Genomic DNA, 15,608 nt, shown 5'->3' on the forward strand with positions numbered 1-15,608 from the left:
CGCCAGCAACGGTCGCGGACTGGGGCCCGCGACCCGTCGGTGGCTGGCCCTTGCGGGCCACGCCCGCTCGTGGAATTGAACACACGAGAGCCGCCAGGGGATGACTCCGGCCGCTGCTGCCAGCACGGGCAAAGAAAAGCGATGTGAGACGACGTGGTTACGCGACGGCTTCGTAGTCCGGATTCCCGCCGAAGTACTCGCCGTTGGAGAATGCCGCGTACCACACGCTGCCGTCGTAGTCGTAGGCCTTGTACATGGACTGGGCGTCTCCGAAGTCCATCTTTTCGTTGGCCGTGATTTCGACGGTTGCCGTCGTGTCGTCGCTGTCCATCACCGCACCGGCGTTGTGGACCGTCGCCGTCTGTCCGTCCTCTTCGATGGTCATGTAGGCGTCCTCGGACGTGTCGACCCAGTCCGGGGCGTCAGCGCCTTCGGCCATCATGGGCACGACCTCGCCGTTCACCATCGCCGTACCGAGGTAGGCGACGCCGCCGGACGTATCCGAGGCGTCGTAGACCGCGGCCATCGAGTCCTGGGCGTCGCTGTTGGCGACGGTGACGATAATCTCGTCCTGCGAGTCACCGTTGACGCCGATTTCCTGCTCGACGCGAGCGGGCCCAGCCTCGGAGTCGTTACTGTCGTCGCTGAAGACGTTGACACTCGACAGCGACGCAGCGAGCCCAGAGACAGACCACGTCGAGATTTCTGCCGTCTCGGTCTCGCTGTCGTTGTAGTAGACGAACGACGTGTTGGGGCCGACGTCGAACGTGTAGGACGCGTTCGTCGTCGTGTGCGGCGAGTCGGCGAGGTTGATGGACCGGGCCTCCAGCGTGACGGACTCACCGGCGTCGGCTTCGAGGCCGGGGTAATCCGACCCGTCGTCGGCGAGTTCCGTGCTGTGGTAGTACGTCCCGCTCGCCGTGGAGACGTGCTGCACGTTGGCGCTGTCGTTCAGCGAGTAGTTCGCCAGCAGGCGGTCGCCCTGTCGGAGTTCCGTGGCGGTCTGGTTGCTGTCCTGCGAGGTGTTGAGGAAACTGTGCGTCGATTCGTTGTACGTCTGCGTGTACGTGCCGTCGATCTCTGTCGTGCCGGCCGTGTCCGTCGTTTCGGTGTCGAGCGACGGCGCCGTCGCCATGACGACGGTCGGCGTCGCGACGAGCACGGCGAGCGCGAGTCCAACGGCTATGAGCGTGTTGCGTTTCATTGTTGAGAAGGGGTTAGTCAGAAGGCGATGCGCTGGGTGTGGTCCCGGACGGCGGTGGGACCACTGGGGGTGGCGGTCCTCGGGGCGGGGGGATGCCTCCGGCCTGATAGCGTGGGGTCACGGTGTCCCCTCCTCGATATCGTTAAACGCGCCCTGAGCGAGGATGCGAAGCGCTCGCTCCGTGTTGCCGGCCTTGTACGCATCCACAGCCTCGTTTTGCATCACGGTGTAGACCTCGTCCGGCGCGTCGCCAGTCCAGCCACCGGAGTAGTACCGCCCGTCGGCGACGAGCGCGCCGGTGTGGTCGTAGATGTCCAGACTGCCGTTCGAGGGGCTGAAGTACCACGTCATAGTTCGAGTCCGATGTTCATCTGGGGTGCAGTCAAGGTGCTGCTGTTACTGCCCGGGTCGGTGCGAATCTCGGCCCGGATGCCGATACGTCGGCTATCCGATTGCGGCCGGTAATCTGTTGGCCCAATCGCCCGCCAGCCCGAGGACGTTATCCCAGTCCGCTCGACAATCGTCTCATTGTCGTCGGCGTTGAAGAGTCGGATATCGACTGTCTCGCCAGAGCCGACGCCGACATAGACGGCCCAGTAGACGCTCGTCGTCGCGTTCGATGGTCCGAGCAAGTCCCACGTCGGCTGGGGCTCGAACTGGTTGACACTCGACGTGTAGGTGGTGCTGGTGGTGCTGAATGCGCGCTGGCCCTGTGGATGGAACTGGGCGAGCGAGATGCGAGACCCGGCAGATGCGAGTTCGGAGTTTTCGACAGCGAGTTTGCTGGCGTCGGCCGTGTTGAAATACGCCGGACTGCGGTTCGCGCTCGTCCCGATCTGGACGCCCTCTATCGGCCCCGACAGTGAGACCGTCAGCGTGTTGTTGGCGTCGTCGTAGGACCACGCCAGATTGCCCGACGACGAGACAAGGCCGGCCACGGCATCCTCGACCTGTTCCTCGTTGAGTGCGCTCGTGTCGACGAGCAACTGGTCGTTGGCGTCGTCGTAGGTCAGCGAGATGTTGCCCTGCCCGGACAGCAGGCCGGCGACCCAGTCCTCGATGGCCTCTTGCTCGACGGCGATGCTGGCAGTGCCGTCGCCGTCGTCGGCCGCCGACAGCGCCGTCGTGTAGTCGACGTCCGACGGGCCGTCGACGACGACACTGCCGTCGTCGGAGACCGAGGCCCCGCCGGAGGAGACGTTCGCGACTGTCTGCCACGCGTTGCCGTCGTACCGTTGTATCTCGTCGATATCGTAGACGACGGCGATACTGTCGGTGCTGGGGTCGGCCGGGAGGTTCGCCTCCGTGTCGACCTTGAAGTCGCTCAGGTCGTCGATGGCGGGCTGTGCAACCTCCTTGCCGAACTGGAACGTATCGTCGGGGAAGTTGAACTTGCCCAACAGGTCTGTGGCCTCGCCCGAGAGAAACTCGTCGTTATCGAGGTCGTAGGGGCCGAATTGTCGGTCTGCCATGGTTAGTACTGTTGTGCGATGTCGTTGGTCGTCTCGCCGAGCTTGCCTGCATAAATCGTGAACGCCGCCGCCGTGTCACTCGGTGGGTCCGGGCCGACGCGGTAGACGACCGCGCCCTCGTGGACGTAGTAGTACCCCTCCGGCGCGTCGTCGGCTTCGTTCTGATGGGGGACCGCCTCGTCGCCGATGTCGAGCGTCGTCGCGTCCGGGCCCGACCGGAGTGTTGCGGCGACCAGTAGCGGGTGGTCCGACAGCGTCAGGAGCGTGCCCTGTGAGACGGCCGTCGGAGAGTCGGAGAGCGTGAACTCGTAGTCCAGTGCCTTCTTGCCGAGAGTGGCTTTCGCGCCAGCGAGGATAGAGCCGGCGTCGGTCGCTATCTCCACGTCACGGAACGTATCCCGCGGGTCCGGTGGGATGTCGGCCTGTTGCTCGGTCCCGCCCTGTGTCTCAGCGTAGTCCATGCCGTCGATGAGGACGTAGTACAAGCCATCCGTCGGGAGGTAGCCCGGCCCGAGGTCCCGGATGCGGGCGCTCACGCCAGCCGGGAACTGCAACTCGAAGTTGGCGACCGAGACCGTGTCGGTCTGGGCGGCAACGCGGTCGGCGACCTCGCCGCCGACGACGGCCAGTCCAGCGCCAGCCCCCAGTGCGCGGATGAAGTCCCGCCGGGACGTGTCCGGGCTCTCGGCGTCGCGGTCAGCCGCCAGCGACCCGCCGGCCCCGGTGATGCCCAGCGCCGTCGCGAGTCCGGAGAAGAACGAATCGTCTTCGCCGTCGGTCTCGTCGCTGTCCTCGCCCCAGCCGCCGAAGAAGCCGCCATCCTCGGCGCCGTAACTGAGGTCGCGGATGACCGCCGTCGACGACGGGTACGGCGAGATTTCGACCGGGCCAACGGCGATGCCGTTGGTCGTCAGCCCGACGGCTCCCGGACACTGTGTCCGGCCAGTCAGGGCGACCGTGCCGGCCTCGGGCGTGTCGTAGGCGTACGTGCCCTCGAACGCCAGCGCAGGCGTCTGGTCGTCGGTTGGTGTCTCAGTCATCGGTCTCACTCCGGAGTTCCCGATATGCCTCGCCGAGGTTCCGGCCGAGGTTCGGGAGCCGTTTGTAGCCGAACAGCAACACGAACAGGGCGAGGACGATGGCGGCTTCTGTCGGTCCCATTAGTCACTCACCCGGAGTTGGCCCTCAGTGTCGAACCCGGCAGTCCGAAGCGCTTGCACCAGCAGCGCGTCTTTGGAGAACCCGCCGGCACCGGTCTGCCACCAGTGGTCCCAGTTCTGCATCCGCCACGGCACCGTCGACGAGCCAACGCGGACGTCCTCTTCGAGGTCGTTGTCCAGCCATCGCGGGTAGTGCTCAGTAAGGTCCTTGATGTCGGGAAAGAACCCATCCTCGGCCGGCTGTGCGGCCCGGTGCTGGTGGTGCGGGTCCACGACGGCGAGGTGGGCATGTGTCTCCTCGTACAGCGGCGCGTTGGCGGCCGTGACTTCGCCCTTCATCCAGTGGTACACCGATGCGCGCACACGCGTTACTTCGCCCGTCTCGCTGTCGATTTCGATTTGTACAGGCTCCGTGTCGCCAAAGTGCGAGTCCGGGCCGATCCAGCCCTCTTGATTGGAATAGCGGTTCCAGAACACGGCCACGTCGGTGTCGTAGTCCGCCGAGGTGGCGTACCAGCCGTACGTGCCGAGGTGCTTCTCGCGGGCCTCGGTCGACATGACGAGCCGTGGCCGATACGTCGTCAGCGCGCCCTCGTCGAACGTGAGGCTGATGTTCTCGCCCGGTTCGTCCATGTGCGACGCTGCGGCCGTCGCCGCGACCGCGCCGAGTGCCCCGACAGCGGTAGCCGTCTTCGCTGTGACGGCGGCGCCTTCGAGGAACTCTCGCCGTTTCATCCGGACACCAGCCCCCAGCCCGGGATTGCTTGCCCGGTCTCCGAGACCCCGGCCCAGAACTCGCTCCGGGCCTCGGCCTCCTCGGTCATCGCATCGGCCTGACTGCCAGTCGTCTCGTTGTTGACGAGTCGGTCAGCCGCGAACAGTCCGCCGCCGACCTCGGCCTGTGCGGCCTGTGGCATCGGTCGGGCACTGTCGGTCACCGCAGCGTCGAACGCCACCGCGTCGCCGGCCCACGACGGATTGGTCGAGAGTGCGGCGGTCGCACCACCAGCGACGACGGGTGCCGCCATGCTGGTGCCGCTCTTCGTCGAGTTGACCACCGACCCGCTACTCGTCGGGACCTTCGCGACGACGTTCATGCCCGGCGCGGCGACGCTGATGTCTTCGCCGGCCGTCTTCCCGCCCGAGAGGTCACTCGTTCCGGGGTCCGGGCCGATCTGGGAGAAGTACGCCGACCCGGCAGTCGCGTTCGCAGTAGTGTTCGTCGCCGCGACCGTCGTCACACCGTCGACCGGGGCGTCGGCCGGCGAAGCGACCCACCGAACCGTCTGGCGGGAGTTCCCGGCGGCGATGGCGATAGCCGAGACGTTGTGCTCGACGGCGTACTCCAGCGCGCTCGTCAGCTCCTGGTCGTACACGGGCGACCCGAGCGACATGACGATGGTGTCGGCGCCGTTGTCGGCCGCGTACCGGACCGCCGTGGCAATATCCGAGGTACTGCCCTGTCCCTCCGAGTCGAGTGTGCGCAACGCGAGGATATCGGCCGAAGGCGCCATGCCGTCGAATCGGCTGTCGGAGTGGTTCGCAGCAGCGGCCGCCGCGACCCACGTTCCGTGGTTCGTCCCTGGGTCTTCGACGGCGTCGAGGCCGTCGGCTTTGACCGTCTCGTTGCTGATGAAGTCCTTCGAGGCGTTCAGGATGCGCGTCTGAGAACCAGACGTGCCGTTCCCGAACACGCGGCCGTTGGCGGTGTTCACGCCGCTGTCGATGACGGCGATGGTCTGGCCGGTGCCCGTCGCCGAGACGTTGTCGGCGCCGGTTACGTCGCGCACGTCGGCCAGCGTCGAGCGGTTGGCATCCTCGGCGTACGCGATGCCCGACGGCGACCACTCGCTACCCGGCGAGGAGGCGCCAGCGAACACACGCGTCGTGCGACTCGGGGCTTCGATGGCGCTCTGGTTCTCCAGCCGGACCGGGTCGGCGTAGTTGTGCTGGTAGGACGGGTGGAGTGCCGTCACGTACGAGCGCTCGGTCAGCGTCGCGCCGAGGAGCCGGTCAAGTGTGCCGGCCCCGACGGCCGACGGCGGTGCCCGGATGGTCGCCGTGTTGCTCGCGTTGTGCATCCGGAGAACGCGGCGGTCGTCGCTGCTGTTGGCCCACGACTCCAGCGTATCGAGCCCGCCGTCGGTGACGTGGACGACCCACTCGGGCGTACCGTCGATGCCGCCGGTCACCTGCGTGTCACTGGCCGCGGCGGGCACCGACAGCATGGCGACGACGACGAGTAGCGATGCGACTCCGGCCGTGATGGATTGTGTGCGTAGCATGGAGAATCACCCGAGAAGTGGGACGACCTGTGGCGGTTGGACGGTGAACGGCAGCGCCGCGAGGTTCGGCAAGTCGCCGATTCGCACCTGCACCCAGTACGTCGCTCGCTGGACCGGGCTGGGATTGCTGACCGTCCGGACGCCGACACGGCCGTTGTCGCCGGTGTAGGTTTTGACCGTCGCGTTCGTGTCCCGCTTGATGGTCAGGCCCTTCGCGGTCTCGCTCGTCGGCAGCGGGTCACTCTCGTCGCCGGCCTCGCGGTAGACCAGTGTCGAGTCAGCCATCGACTCGGTGTGGAGCTGGACACGGACATTCTTGTTGACGGCTTTCTCGCTGTCGCCGCGGACGACGGCGATGTTGGTGGTCGCATCGGGCGCTCTGGAGATGCCGTGCGTGTAGACGTGGACCGTGCCGGGCACGTCGCCGCCACTCGGGACTTGTCCCATGACGTTGATCGTCCCGCCGCCGTTCTGCACCTCCACGCGGCCGCTCTCGAACGCTTCGCCAGTCACGGCGTAGCTGCCGACCGGCGACTGCTGCATCCGGATGCCGGCGGGCATCTCTCGGGAGGTGTCACCGGCTTCGAGGCGGATGGCGGTCACGAACTGGTCGCCCCCGCCGTTTGTGTACGTCACGCGTGCGTGATGGACGCCCGCGCCGTTCGTCGTGAAGCGAGCGGTGTCGTCGTCGACGAGCGTCGTGTTGAGTTTCGTTCCCTGTGCGTCGTAGACCGTGACGTTCTGGACGCTGCCGAACTGTGCGGCCTTCGCCGGCCGGACGTTCAGCGTCACGGACTCGTCGGGTCCGGGGTTCAGCGTCGAGACGTCGATGGCGTCCAGCCGCGGGATGTCACCGCTGAAGGCCGGGTTGGTGACGCGGTCCGTCGCTTCGGATTTCCCCTCGCTGGTGACGACGCGCCACTGGATGCTCGTCGCCGCCGTATCGCCGACCGGGTAGTCCTCGATGCGGACCGTGTCGCCGCCGGTCAGTGACGAGTCGATGGTGACGTACTCGCTATCCGGCGAGAGTACGTCCGTGCTGCCGTTCGCGTAGCGGATGAACAGTTGCACGTTCTCCGGCGAGAGGTCGGCGTCGAACTGCCGGGACGCCGACAGTGTCTCGTTCGTGATCTCCTGTGTGCCCTCAGTGCTCTCGATCTGTGACTCCAGTTCTTGCAGTGCCTGTTCGGTCGCCTCCAGTCGCGTGATGAGTTCTTCGTTCGTCGCGTTCGACGGGTCGATGTTGATGTTGACGTTCGCCGGGTCCTGCCCGGTCTCGTCGGCGACGTACTCTTTGGCCTGCTGTTCGGCTTCGGCGTTTTCCAGCAGCACGTCGATCTGACTGCGGTAGTAGTCTTTGACCTTCTCGTTGTCGAGGGTGCGCAGCCGGGCGATGACGGCCGACGCGGCCTCAGCGTACGTGTGGTTTTCGAGGTAGTTATCCAGCCAGTTTTTCGCCTCCTGCACGCGCGAGAGTGAGGCGTACGGCGGCGCCGGGACCTCACGGACTTCGACGGTCGTGTTGTTCGCATCGGCGTCGGCGAACTTCGGTCGCGTCGAGACGTAGACCGAGCCGTTGTAGCCAGTGTCGTTGAAGTACACGCGCACGTCTTCTTCCGTGAGGTTCTGCGGGTCCGTGGAGATGCCATTGGGCGCCTTGTAGGCGATGAGGCCAACGCGTTCCGTATTCGCGCCCGGTGAGACGGAGAACGAGCCGTTCTCGTCGGTGACGCCAGTCGTGCCAACGAGTTTCTTGTCGGTCTGGAGGTCGTCGATGTACTGCGAGCGGTTGCTCAGTGCGCCTATCTTCGTTTTGAGGTTTTGTCGCCACGCGCCCGTGATGTCCCCGTAGTCGCCGACGACGTGGGTGATAGGCGGGCCGTCGTCGGTCTCGATGACGTAGAAGCCCGGTTGTGGGTTGATGCGGACGCCGTAGTATTCGTTCCCGAGCGCGTCGGTGCCGATGGTCTGGGTCTCGGCCGTGTACGTGTCGACGACGGAGTCGTCGGGGCCGAGATGGTGAACGGTGACGTTCCCCGGCACGTTCTTGCCGTACAGCTGGCGATTGACCGGGCCGAGTTCGACCAAGCCCTCCTGTTCGGGGTCCCAGATGCTGATGATGAGTGTTTCGTCGGCCGGATGGTCGACGCCGGGATTGCCGAGCGTCGGCGTGTTGAGGAACGTGCTTTCGTCGGAGCCGGCGATGTTCCAGTCGTCACGCGTGTGGACGAGTGCGACTGTGCCGTCGGCGTTCTGGAGTTCGCCCGTGGCGCCCGTGATTTGGACGTCGCTGTTGTAACGGTCCGGTTCGACCTCACGGAGCCGGTCTTCGAGGTCGTTGATTTTGTTGTCGATTTCTTGCTGGGTGCCCGTGAATGCCGAACGGTTGACCTCGATGACGCGGTAGGTCGCGTTCGGGACCGGGTTGCCGTCGTCCTGCGTTTCGACGGTGACGGAGAGGTCGGCTTGCGCCGCAGACGATCTGACCTCTCCGCCCCCGGAAACATCCATCACCCAATCTGCATACCCAGTTTGCGACCAGAGTTGAGAACCATCTGATGCGTCGATTGCCCGTGCCGTGTTATCCTCACTGCCAGAGAAGACATAGTTTCCGTCGGCAGATGTGCTCAGACCCTTGACTTTCGCTGAATGGCCAGTAAACGTCCATTTCGTAGTTCTGTCATTCAGATTTAGCGCTTCCACATCTCCTCCCCCACCCCCAATATAAATCGTATCCTCAGTCGGAGAGGTTATGAGGCCGTTCGGGGTTGACGATGGGGTGTACGTCCACTGTTCGGCTCCGTCGTCTGCTGACAGTGCCGCGAGCTGTGGAGCGGCCGTTCCGGCATACACGACACCGCTATCGACGTACACCGATTTGATTTTGTTCGACCGGCTCGTCGTCCACTGATTTGATCCGTCCGCCATAGACAGCGCACGGACCTGATTGTTATCCCCGCCGGTGTAGACAGTCTCAGAGTTCGGCCCCACGGAAACCGCATACTGTGAGAAGCCGTCATTCGCTGAATTGGACCACTGCGTTGACCCATTAGCGGTGTCGAGGGCGTAGATATAACCCGACGGGAGGCCGAGGACAACTGACGAGTTGTCAGGCGCGACATCGAACCCCTTGGGGTAGTCGGACCCACCCGTTTCGACCGTTGTCGACCAGACGGTCGCGCCCGTATCGGCGTCGAGAGCTTTGACAACGCCATCGTCACCACCAGTGTAGACCAGATTTTCGTTTGGACCCAGCCTAAGACTGTAGGCTGCGGAATACGGCGTTTTTTCCCAGACGATAGACCCATCGGTAGTATTCAGGGCAACAATCGAGCCATCGAACGAGGCAGTATAGACGATATTGTCGTTCGATGCAGCCTGAGCCGTCCCAGAGTGGTCGCCGACGCCGCCCGGGAGGTCGCTGACGAACACGGCCGGACCGGCGATGACGAGGAGCGCAGCGAAGGCTATCGCTCGGAATTGTGTACGTGAAAAGTGCATGAATGGAGTGCCTCAGTCTTGTTCCTCGCCGTCTGGCGTCAGCGCCGTCTTCGCCAGTCGTTCGATGGTCTCAGCGTCGCTCTTCTTTTCATCCGCCCGCATCGATTTGGCGTCATCCATCAGCGATTCCGTGTCGTCCTCGTCGAACGGCACCTTTGCGTTCTCCACCCAGTAGCCCATCAGCAACTCGACGGCGTTCCAGAACGTGTCAGGCCCGACGTCACCCAGCCGCACGCCGGTCGACTCGCCGCCGGAAATCTCGCCGCCGTCCTCGTCGATGCGCGCTTGCCGAAGGTGGGTTCGGTTCCCCTCGCCGTGGGGATAGACACATGGCTCGGTCAGCTCGGTCGGCACTCGGGCCGGGTCGTCGATGGACGCGCCCGAGAGCTTCGGCGCGACGTCGCGCAGAATCTGGAACGTCGTATGGCGAGCCTTGTCGTCGATGCGCTCGTCGTCGCCCCACTCGGTTCCCTGCTCGTTGTGTTCGCTCGCGGCCGTCTCGACCTCGGGCTCGCCCCACCAATCGTCTCGGCGGGGAGACGTGGCGTTCAGGTCTTCCTCGTGTGGCTCACGGTCGGCACCAGGCGGTTCGGGATAGCCGAGGTCGCGGCCGCGTGGATGGGCGTCATCGGCCGGCGCCCACGCCGATTCGGCGGCATCGCTACTCTCGGGTGGTGAATAGTTGGCTGGCATGGCTGGTGAGAGATGAATCTGTGAGGGGGAGAGCTACACCCCACATGACCACGGCGAGTCGCCGGTCGTTCCGGTTCGAGTGATGCGTTACCCCCACTGGGTCCAGCCCGGCCTGTCAGCCGATGCCGGCATCCTCGCGTTCTTCCACGCCGATGGCCTGTTACTTGTTTATGACAGTCGCCACTAGCATATACCTTACGACAGTATACGTCACTATCCGTCGTGTGGCGACGGTAAACGTCCGTTAATCAGTCGCCGTCAGTATCCGTCGAGATGCGAGTGTCTGTGTCAGAATCCGACAGCATGATGCCGTGGCGCTTGTACTCCAGCCATTCCTGTATGATGTGGTGCATCAAGTGCGTCTTCCCGGCGCGGGCTGGGACGGGAGCTTTTTGTGCAATCTCGTCGTAGGTTTCGCTGGCTACATCTGCCCGTAGCCGGACGGACTCGCTATCATCCATACCCGTCCGTTTTCGGCCCAGTTAAGAAAAGAATACGGGAGTTGCCACTACCGATATCGAGGTTTTCTCAGAGTTTGTAATCGGAGCATTGTTTTTACGTACCTACAGTTACTCAATTAGGTACACTGCCGAAAACGAGTGGGGCACGCCCACCCGGTGCAACTGGGAGTTGTCCGTGTGACAACTTGTGTGTTTCCCTCGTTTCGGCGGGTAACACCAATGAAACTGCAAGAACTACTCAACGACGACGACGCTGTGTCGCCTGTCATAGGCGTGATACTTATGGTCGCGATAACTGTGATTCTCGCGGCCGTGATTGCGACCTTCGTGCTCGGCCTCGGTGACAGTGTCAGTAACACGGCGCCACAGGCAAGTTTCTCATTTGACTACCAAGATGCGGACTCAGATGCGCTACAGATAACTCACGATGGTGGAGATACGATAGACGGCGGTAATCTGAACGTCACCGCCTCTGGTGCAGTGACTGCAAACGCCAGCGCTCAGGATATCATCGTCGGTGCCGATATGTTCACTGGTGATGTCACAGCTGGTGTCTCAGATACCCTCGATAACTCCACGCTGAGCAAGGATGGCGTGAGTACTACTGTAGACAACGCAGTCGCCGCCGACGACCAGGAAGTTGACCTCTCCTCGGCGGAAGTGCGCGTTATCTACAGCGGAGAAGATGGCAAATCCTCCGCCACGCTCGGTCAGTGGAACGGTCCGGACGCCTAACCACCTCATTTTTACGGTTTTTCAGCTTAGACAGCATCGATGGTCGACCCAACCGACCGTGAAGCGCTTATCCGCGAATTCGCCGACACCTACGACTCTGCGAGCGAACTCTCCTCGTGGGAGCTGGTCGAACAGTATCAGCGGGTGCAGGAGTACGCTGCCGACCATCCGCGAAAGGGGTCGGCCGCCGTCGCCTCCGCGCTCGATCTTCCGCGCAGCCGGATTCGTGCATGGGTCGACAGTGACGGGCGGCCCGACGTCGTCCGTGGTATCCACACGGCCGACGCAAACGACTGGTTCGACCTCGAGTGGGAATCGACGTTCGGCCGGCATCTGACAGTGCTGGTCGCATGGGTATTCAGTGGCGGCAGCATCAACGACGCGTATCGGCCCGCGTTCGCAGTCACACCACGCACACAGGGATTCGTCGAGGTCGCGCTCGAAACGATGGGCACTGGGTCGACAGTCTATCGGAACGACGCAGAGAACCGTGCCACAGAGCTGGTGCCAGCGGCGGATGCGAGCGTATTAGGTCGGTTGCTGGTGGCACTCGGGGCCCCGCTTGGGCCGAAGACACGAGAGCGGGCACTCAGTCTGCCCAGCTTCCTCACCGTCGCACCGGAGCCTATCCGACTCGTGTTTGCACGGACATACGTTGTAAACAGAGCGACGGCGAGAGACGAGCGTCCGACGACACCGCTCCAGTTAGCCGAGGAGCGGCACCCCGCATATCGAGCCGAAGTTCGTGCGTTGTTCGAGTCGCTCGTTGACGGCGGTGCCGTTCGCGGTGACGCCGAATCGTACCGATTGACCGAGTCAGCCGCGAATCGTCTTCACAAGCCACCTCTGTGAGTTTCACTGGCGATTATCTGAATCTGATACTGGTGGACATGCAGTTCAGGTGGCTCCTGAAACCGCTACAAGGCCGGCTTGAATGCCAGTTTGCTACCAAACAGTAGCAGCCATTTATTACAAAATACGATAGCCTATGAGTCGTATATGATGGACCTAAAAGAACTGTTCCACGACGACGACGCAGTCTCGCCTGTCATAGGCGTGATACTCATGGTCGCGATTACTGTCATCCTCGCGGCCGTCATCGCGAGCTTCGTGCTCGGGTTGGGTGACACGGCGACGAAATCGACACCGCAGGCGAGTTTCTCGTTCGATTATACGCAAGATACGTCAGGTCATGACGTGCTTTCAATTACGCACGACGGTGGGGACACCATCGATGGTGCACGCCTCAATGCCACAGTTAGTGGCGCGCTCGACAACGACTACGCAGGTACTTCAAGTGGTGTCGTCTTTGGCGCAGCGGCATCCGGCGACGGCGATCTCTACACGGCAGAGGTGACTGCTGGTACGAGCGATAAGCTCAATGCCGACGACTTCCACGACGGTTCTGGTACCGCGTTGACCAACAATCTCGACCTCTCAGAGGCAGATGTCAAGGTTGTCTACACTGCGGCATCCGGCGACAGCAGTTCCACGCTCGCTGAGTGGTCCGGCCCCGACGCGTAATCGCCGCCCCGTTTTCGTTTTTTACAGCAGTTGGTAGATCACGGTAGCGTTCGAGACAGTTAGCACGAGCCCGCGGCCAGCGTAGAGCGAGAGTAACACTATCCGAAGTTCTTGCTTGTACATCGATAGGTGAGCCACCCGGAACTCGTATGGTTTCGGTGCAAGAGCGAGGAGACGATACTCGGGTGGCAGGCCATCAGTCAGTCGGCTGAGGGCAGTGATAGCAAGGCACGCGACGGCAAGGACAGCAAAAGCCACAAGTTTGTGTCCAATGAGCGACAGAGCACCATACTCGTGCAGCAGGCCCCACACCAACTGGTTGGACTCGTAGCCACCGAGTTGTTCTGAGACATACGTCGTGACGACGTCGCCGATGCCATACAGCAGGACCGTGGCGACCGCGACCCATCGTTCGACCGTCGGCGCGTGGCGTTCGATGCGCTCGGTCGGGACGGCGTCGAGGACACTGGCGGTGCGGGCGGACATACGCATCTGGACGGCAACTGGCAGGAAAAGTGTAGCGACAGTTCGCACCCACTAACCAACAAACCCGCCCGAAAAGCACCGCGTGTTGGTTAGACCGTCGCCACCACGACCGTGAACGGCCCCTGTGCCGGCCGCGGCCGAAGCGTCAGCCCGGCGAGTGCCAGCTCCCGGGAGACCTCGGGCGGCACACCCTCGCTCGCGACGACGGCTTCGAGCGTCCAGCTGTCGAACTCGCTCGCCGTGGGCGCAACGACGTCGACGGCCTCCGTGGGAACGGCGTCGCGGATCGCCCGGGCCGCGCGTCGCACGCGGCGTCGCTGCTCGACAGCACACGTCATCGGTCGAGCCCTCGGCGGAGGTCAGTGAGTAGCGACCCGCCGACGCGGTGGAACTCCCAGCCGCGCTCTTCGTCAGTGTAGGCGACCCAGTCGGCGAGTATCGAAAAGGGCGTGTCGGCGAGCGCGACCGTCTCGGCAGCGTCGTCCTCGATGACCACGACGGTCTGCTCGACGGGACTCCAGAAGTGGGCGGCCTCACAGCCGTCGACGCCGATGAACCACGCGCCGCGGACGAGTTCGCGGGCGCGGCGTTCTTGCGGGTGGTCGGTGTCTCTGTCGATACGCTTTTTGCTAGTCGGCTTCGTAGCTTGCATTGGTTCTCTCCAGAACCACTCGGTCGGGTGCGACAACACCCGGCCAACCATTCATTCGGTCGGCAAAACGAGTAGTTCGTACTCTATTCAACAGACGCCAGCCACTTAGTAGTATCGGAAATCTGTAATACGCTCTTTGGGTACCCCGGGGTGCGATTTGTGGCGTCGACGTATCAGAAGCTCGATGTAGTTAGCGCCGTCAGAGCTAACCAACAGAACGGGGTGGTTCGGGGCGAGTGTTGGTTAGCCACTCCACCGCCGACCACTTTCACTTTCACTCCGGGTGGCTGATGTTTATTCTCAGGTACGTACCACCTACGACATATGATTACGGACCCGTCCGTGTTCAAGGACGACCACTTCGCGACGCTGAAACATCGGGAGGGGAAGCTCTCCGAACTGTTGCGTGCGTGGGAACCCGCGGCGAGTGGCGACACGGCCGCCGACGTCATGCTGTTCGGCCCGCAGGGTGTCGGGAAGACGCTACTGGCGCGCCATGGCCTCCAGCGCATCCAGCACGAGGCCGACGTCGACAGTGCCCACGTCGGCTGTCTCGGTCTGAGTACCGCCGGTATCCTCCGAGAGGTCCTGTGTCAACTCCCCGGCGAGGACCCCTACCCGACGATGCCCAAAGAGGACCTCGACCTGACGCTGCGCGAGCGCGTCGACGAGCCGGTTATCGTCGTGCTCGACGAGGCCGACGATCTGCCCGAACAGAATGCTCTCGACCGACTCTGCGAAGTGCCGAAGCTCTCGGTGGTTATCGTCTGCCACGAACGTGCGCGGTGGCTCTCGCGGGTGAGCGGCGACGTCCGCCACCGGCTGACCGGGCAGGAAATCGGCCTCGATAAGTACGGGACTGAAGAGTTGGCCGACATCCTGTACGCTCGCGCTCGGGAAGGGTTGGAGTACGGCGCCGTCGACCGGGACACGCTCGAACGGCTGGCGGACATCGCTGGTGGGGTCGCCCGGACCGGTATCTTTCGGTTGCACGCGTCGGCGGCCCTCGCCGAGCGACGGCGCCACGAGACCATCCAGCCCCCGGACGTCGACCAGTCGGCGGCGCTGGCGAACCGGTGGATGTTGGAGAACAATCTCGCTTCGCTGGGGTTGCATCATCACATTCTGTACGAACTGATTCGGCGGAGCGACGGACTGTCGTCAAGCGCGTTGCACGACCGCTACACCGCCGTCGCCGACACCGTTTACGAGGGTGAGGAGCTGACGCCCGTGAACCAGAGTACGCGCCGGGCCAAACTCCGCAAGCTCCGGGAGTACGACCTCGTCACCTACACGGGCGGGGAGAACCGGCACGGCGAGTATCTGGCAGCCGACAGTGACGTCAAGTCGGAGTTAGATATAGCCCTACCTGCCTCCATCGAGGTCTGAGGCTTTACAACAGGGGCGTTATGTAGCCGATACTGATTAGTGCTGT

The 15,608-nt window shown here is 63.4% G+C and carries 17 protein-coding genes and 1 pseudogene; 4 read left to right on the forward strand and 14 right to left on the reverse strand.

Translation table 11 applies throughout. From position 1 onward, the window contains the following. Positions 1-157: 157 nt before the first annotated feature. From NDI85_RS19640 to NDI85_RS19685, 11 genes and pseudogenes are all read right to left on the reverse strand, one after another. The gene (locus NDI85_RS19640) at positions 158-1,204 is read right to left on the reverse strand and encodes a hypothetical protein (protein ID WP_310916712.1); all 1,047 of its coding nucleotides are present in this window, start codon (positions 1,202-1,204) and stop codon (positions 158-160) included. 117 nt (positions 1,205-1,321) lie between these two features. Further along, entirely contained in the window at positions 1,322-1,555 is a 234-nt protein-coding gene (locus NDI85_RS19645) for a hypothetical protein (protein WP_310916713.1), read from the reverse strand. Then, on the reverse strand, positions 1,552-2,676 hold the full coding sequence (locus tag NDI85_RS19650) for a hypothetical protein (RefSeq protein ID WP_310916714.1): 1,125 nt from the start codon (positions 2,674-2,676) through the stop codon (positions 1,552-1,554). Before NDI85_RS19650 ends, NDI85_RS19645 begins: the two co-directional genes overlap by 4 nt. A 2-nt stretch (positions 2,677-2,678) precedes the next feature. Next, on the reverse strand, positions 2,679-3,716 hold the full coding sequence (locus NDI85_RS19655) for a twin-arginine translocation signal domain-containing protein (protein ID WP_310916715.1): 1,038 nt from the start codon (positions 3,714-3,716) through the stop codon (positions 2,679-2,681). After that, positions 3,709-3,837, reverse strand: a complete 129-nt coding sequence (locus NDI85_RS19660; RefSeq protein ID WP_310916716.1) for a twin-arginine translocase TatA/TatE family subunit — start codon at positions 3,835-3,837, stop codon at positions 3,709-3,711. Before NDI85_RS19660 ends, NDI85_RS19655 begins: the two co-directional genes overlap by 8 nt. Then, on the reverse strand, positions 3,837-4,571 hold the full coding sequence (locus NDI85_RS19665; protein ID WP_310916717.1) for a hypothetical protein: 735 nt from the start codon (positions 4,569-4,571) through the stop codon (positions 3,837-3,839). Before NDI85_RS19665 ends, NDI85_RS19660 begins: the two co-directional genes overlap by 1 nt. Beyond that, positions 4,568-6,121 (reverse strand): S8 family serine peptidase, encoded by a 1,554-nt coding sequence (locus NDI85_RS19670; protein ID WP_310916718.1) that lies wholly within the window; start codon positions 6,119-6,121, stop codon positions 4,568-4,570. Before NDI85_RS19670 ends, NDI85_RS19665 begins: the two co-directional genes overlap by 4 nt. A 6-nt stretch (positions 6,122-6,127) precedes the next feature. Beyond that, positions 6,128-8,632, reverse strand: coding sequence for a hypothetical protein (locus NDI85_RS19675; protein ID WP_310916719.1), 2,505 nt, complete (start codon positions 8,630-8,632; stop codon positions 6,128-6,130). Between the two features lie 6 nt (positions 8,633-8,638). Further along, a pseudogene (locus tag NDI85_RS22405) lies at positions 8,639-9,622 on the reverse strand (PQQ-binding-like beta-propeller repeat protein); the annotation flags it as partial. A gap of 12 nt (positions 9,623-9,634) precedes the next feature. Then, positions 9,635-10,315 carry a hypothetical protein gene (locus NDI85_RS19680; RefSeq protein ID WP_310916720.1) on the reverse strand — a complete coding sequence of 227 codons (681 nt, stop codon included), beginning with the start codon at positions 10,313-10,315 and terminating at the stop codon, positions 9,635-9,637. Between the two features lie 248 nt (positions 10,316-10,563). Next, positions 10,564-10,776, reverse strand: coding sequence for a hypothetical protein (locus NDI85_RS19685; RefSeq protein ID WP_310916721.1), 213 nt, complete (start codon positions 10,774-10,776; stop codon positions 10,564-10,566). Between the two features lie 219 nt (positions 10,777-10,995). Here NDI85_RS19685 and NDI85_RS19690 point away from each other — a divergent pair, with 219 nt between their 5' ends. From NDI85_RS19690 to NDI85_RS19700, 3 genes are all read left to right on the forward strand, one after another. Then, complete coding sequence (locus NDI85_RS19690) at positions 10,996-11,511, forward strand: type IV pilin N-terminal domain-containing protein (protein ID WP_310916722.1); 516 nt, start codon at positions 10,996-10,998, stop codon at positions 11,509-11,511. A 39-nt stretch (positions 11,512-11,550) separates the two neighbouring features. Continuing rightward, entirely contained in the window at positions 11,551-12,363 is an 813-nt protein-coding gene (locus tag NDI85_RS19695; RefSeq protein WP_310916723.1) for a hypothetical protein, read from the forward strand. 147 nt (positions 12,364-12,510) lie between these two features. After that, complete coding sequence (locus NDI85_RS19700; RefSeq protein WP_310916724.1) at positions 12,511-13,035, forward strand: type IV pilin N-terminal domain-containing protein; 525 nt, start codon at positions 12,511-12,513, stop codon at positions 13,033-13,035. Between the two features lie 21 nt (positions 13,036-13,056). Here the strand turns inward: NDI85_RS19700 and NDI85_RS19705 are convergent, their stop codons facing one another. From NDI85_RS19705 to NDI85_RS19715, 3 genes are all read right to left on the reverse strand, one after another. Continuing rightward, positions 13,057-13,521 carry a hypothetical protein gene (locus NDI85_RS19705; protein ID WP_310916725.1) on the reverse strand — a complete coding sequence of 155 codons (465 nt, stop codon included), beginning with the start codon at positions 13,519-13,521 and terminating at the stop codon, positions 13,057-13,059. Positions 13,522-13,610: 89 nt separating this feature from the next. After that, the gene (locus NDI85_RS19710; RefSeq protein WP_310916726.1) at positions 13,611-13,859 is read right to left on the reverse strand and encodes a hypothetical protein; all 249 of its coding nucleotides are present in this window, start codon (positions 13,857-13,859) and stop codon (positions 13,611-13,613) included. After that, positions 13,856-14,173: a hypothetical protein gene (locus NDI85_RS19715; RefSeq protein ID WP_310916727.1), complete on the reverse strand. Its 318-nt coding sequence runs from the start codon at positions 14,171-14,173 to the stop codon at positions 13,856-13,858. Before NDI85_RS19715 ends, NDI85_RS19710 begins: the two co-directional genes overlap by 4 nt. A gap of 324 nt (positions 14,174-14,497) precedes the next feature. Here NDI85_RS19715 and NDI85_RS19720 point away from each other — a divergent pair, with 324 nt between their 5' ends. Continuing rightward, on the forward strand, positions 14,498-15,562 hold the full coding sequence (locus NDI85_RS19720; protein ID WP_310916728.1) for an AAA family ATPase: 1,065 nt from the start codon (positions 14,498-14,500) through the stop codon (positions 15,560-15,562). The last annotated feature ends 46 nt before the right edge of the window (positions 15,563-15,608 follow it).

The sequence above is a fragment of the Haloarcula sp. S1AR25-4 genome (assembly GCF_031624555.1).
Lineage (GTDB): Archaea > Halobacteriota > Halobacteria > Halobacteriales > Haloarculaceae > Haloarcula > Haloarcula pellucida.

What these genes read in the sequence shown, in the direction of transcription:
- NDI85_RS19640 (WP_310916712.1), bottom strand. Translation starts at nt 1,204, where the DNA reads ATGAAACGCAACACGCTCATAGCCGTTGGACTCGCGCTCGCCGTGCTC.
- NDI85_RS19645 (WP_310916713.1), bottom strand. Translation starts at nt 1,555, where the DNA reads ATGACGTGGTACTTCAGCCCCTCGAACGGCAGTCTGGACATCTACGAC.
- NDI85_RS19650 (WP_310916714.1), bottom strand. Translation starts at nt 2,676, where the DNA reads ATGGCAGACCGACAATTCGGCCCCTACGACCTCGATAACGACGAGTTT.
- NDI85_RS19655 (WP_310916715.1), bottom strand. Translation starts at nt 3,716, where the DNA reads ATGACTGAGACACCAACCGACGACCAGACGCCTGCGCTGGCGTTCGAG.
- NDI85_RS19660 (WP_310916716.1), bottom strand. Translation starts at nt 3,837, where the DNA reads ATGGGACCGACAGAAGCCGCCATCGTCCTCGCCCTGTTCGTGTTGCTG.
- NDI85_RS19665 (WP_310916717.1), bottom strand. Translation starts at nt 4,571, where the DNA reads ATGAAACGGCGAGAGTTCCTCGAAGGCGCCGCCGTCACAGCGAAGACG.
- NDI85_RS19670 (WP_310916718.1), bottom strand. Translation starts at nt 6,121, where the DNA reads ATGCTACGCACACAATCCATCACGGCCGGAGTCGCATCGCTACTCGTC.
- NDI85_RS19675 (WP_310916719.1), bottom strand. Translation starts at nt 8,632, where the DNA reads ATGGATGTTTCCGGGGGCGGAGAGGTCAGATCGTCTGCGGCGCAAGCC.
- NDI85_RS19680 (WP_310916720.1), bottom strand. Translation starts at nt 10,315, where the DNA reads ATGCCAGCCAACTATTCACCACCCGAGAGTAGCGATGCCGCCGAATCG.
- NDI85_RS19685 (WP_310916721.1), bottom strand. Translation starts at nt 10,776, where the DNA reads ATGGATGATAGCGAGTCCGTCCGGCTACGGGCAGATGTAGCCAGCGAA.
- NDI85_RS19690 (WP_310916722.1), top strand. Translation starts at nt 10,996, where the DNA reads ATGAAACTGCAAGAACTACTCAACGACGACGACGCTGTGTCGCCTGTC.
- NDI85_RS19695 (WP_310916723.1), top strand. Translation starts at nt 11,551, where the DNA reads ATGGTCGACCCAACCGACCGTGAAGCGCTTATCCGCGAATTCGCCGAC.
- NDI85_RS19700 (WP_310916724.1), top strand. Translation starts at nt 12,511, where the DNA reads ATGATGGACCTAAAAGAACTGTTCCACGACGACGACGCAGTCTCGCCT.
- NDI85_RS19705 (WP_310916725.1), bottom strand. Translation starts at nt 13,521, where the DNA reads ATGTCCGCCCGCACCGCCAGTGTCCTCGACGCCGTCCCGACCGAGCGC.
- NDI85_RS19710 (WP_310916726.1), bottom strand. Translation starts at nt 13,859, where the DNA reads ATGACGTGTGCTGTCGAGCAGCGACGCCGCGTGCGACGCGCGGCCCGG.
- NDI85_RS19715 (WP_310916727.1), bottom strand. Translation starts at nt 14,173, where the DNA reads ATGCAAGCTACGAAGCCGACTAGCAAAAAGCGTATCGACAGAGACACC.
- NDI85_RS19720 (WP_310916728.1), top strand. Translation starts at nt 14,498, where the DNA reads ATGATTACGGACCCGTCCGTGTTCAAGGACGACCACTTCGCGACGCTG.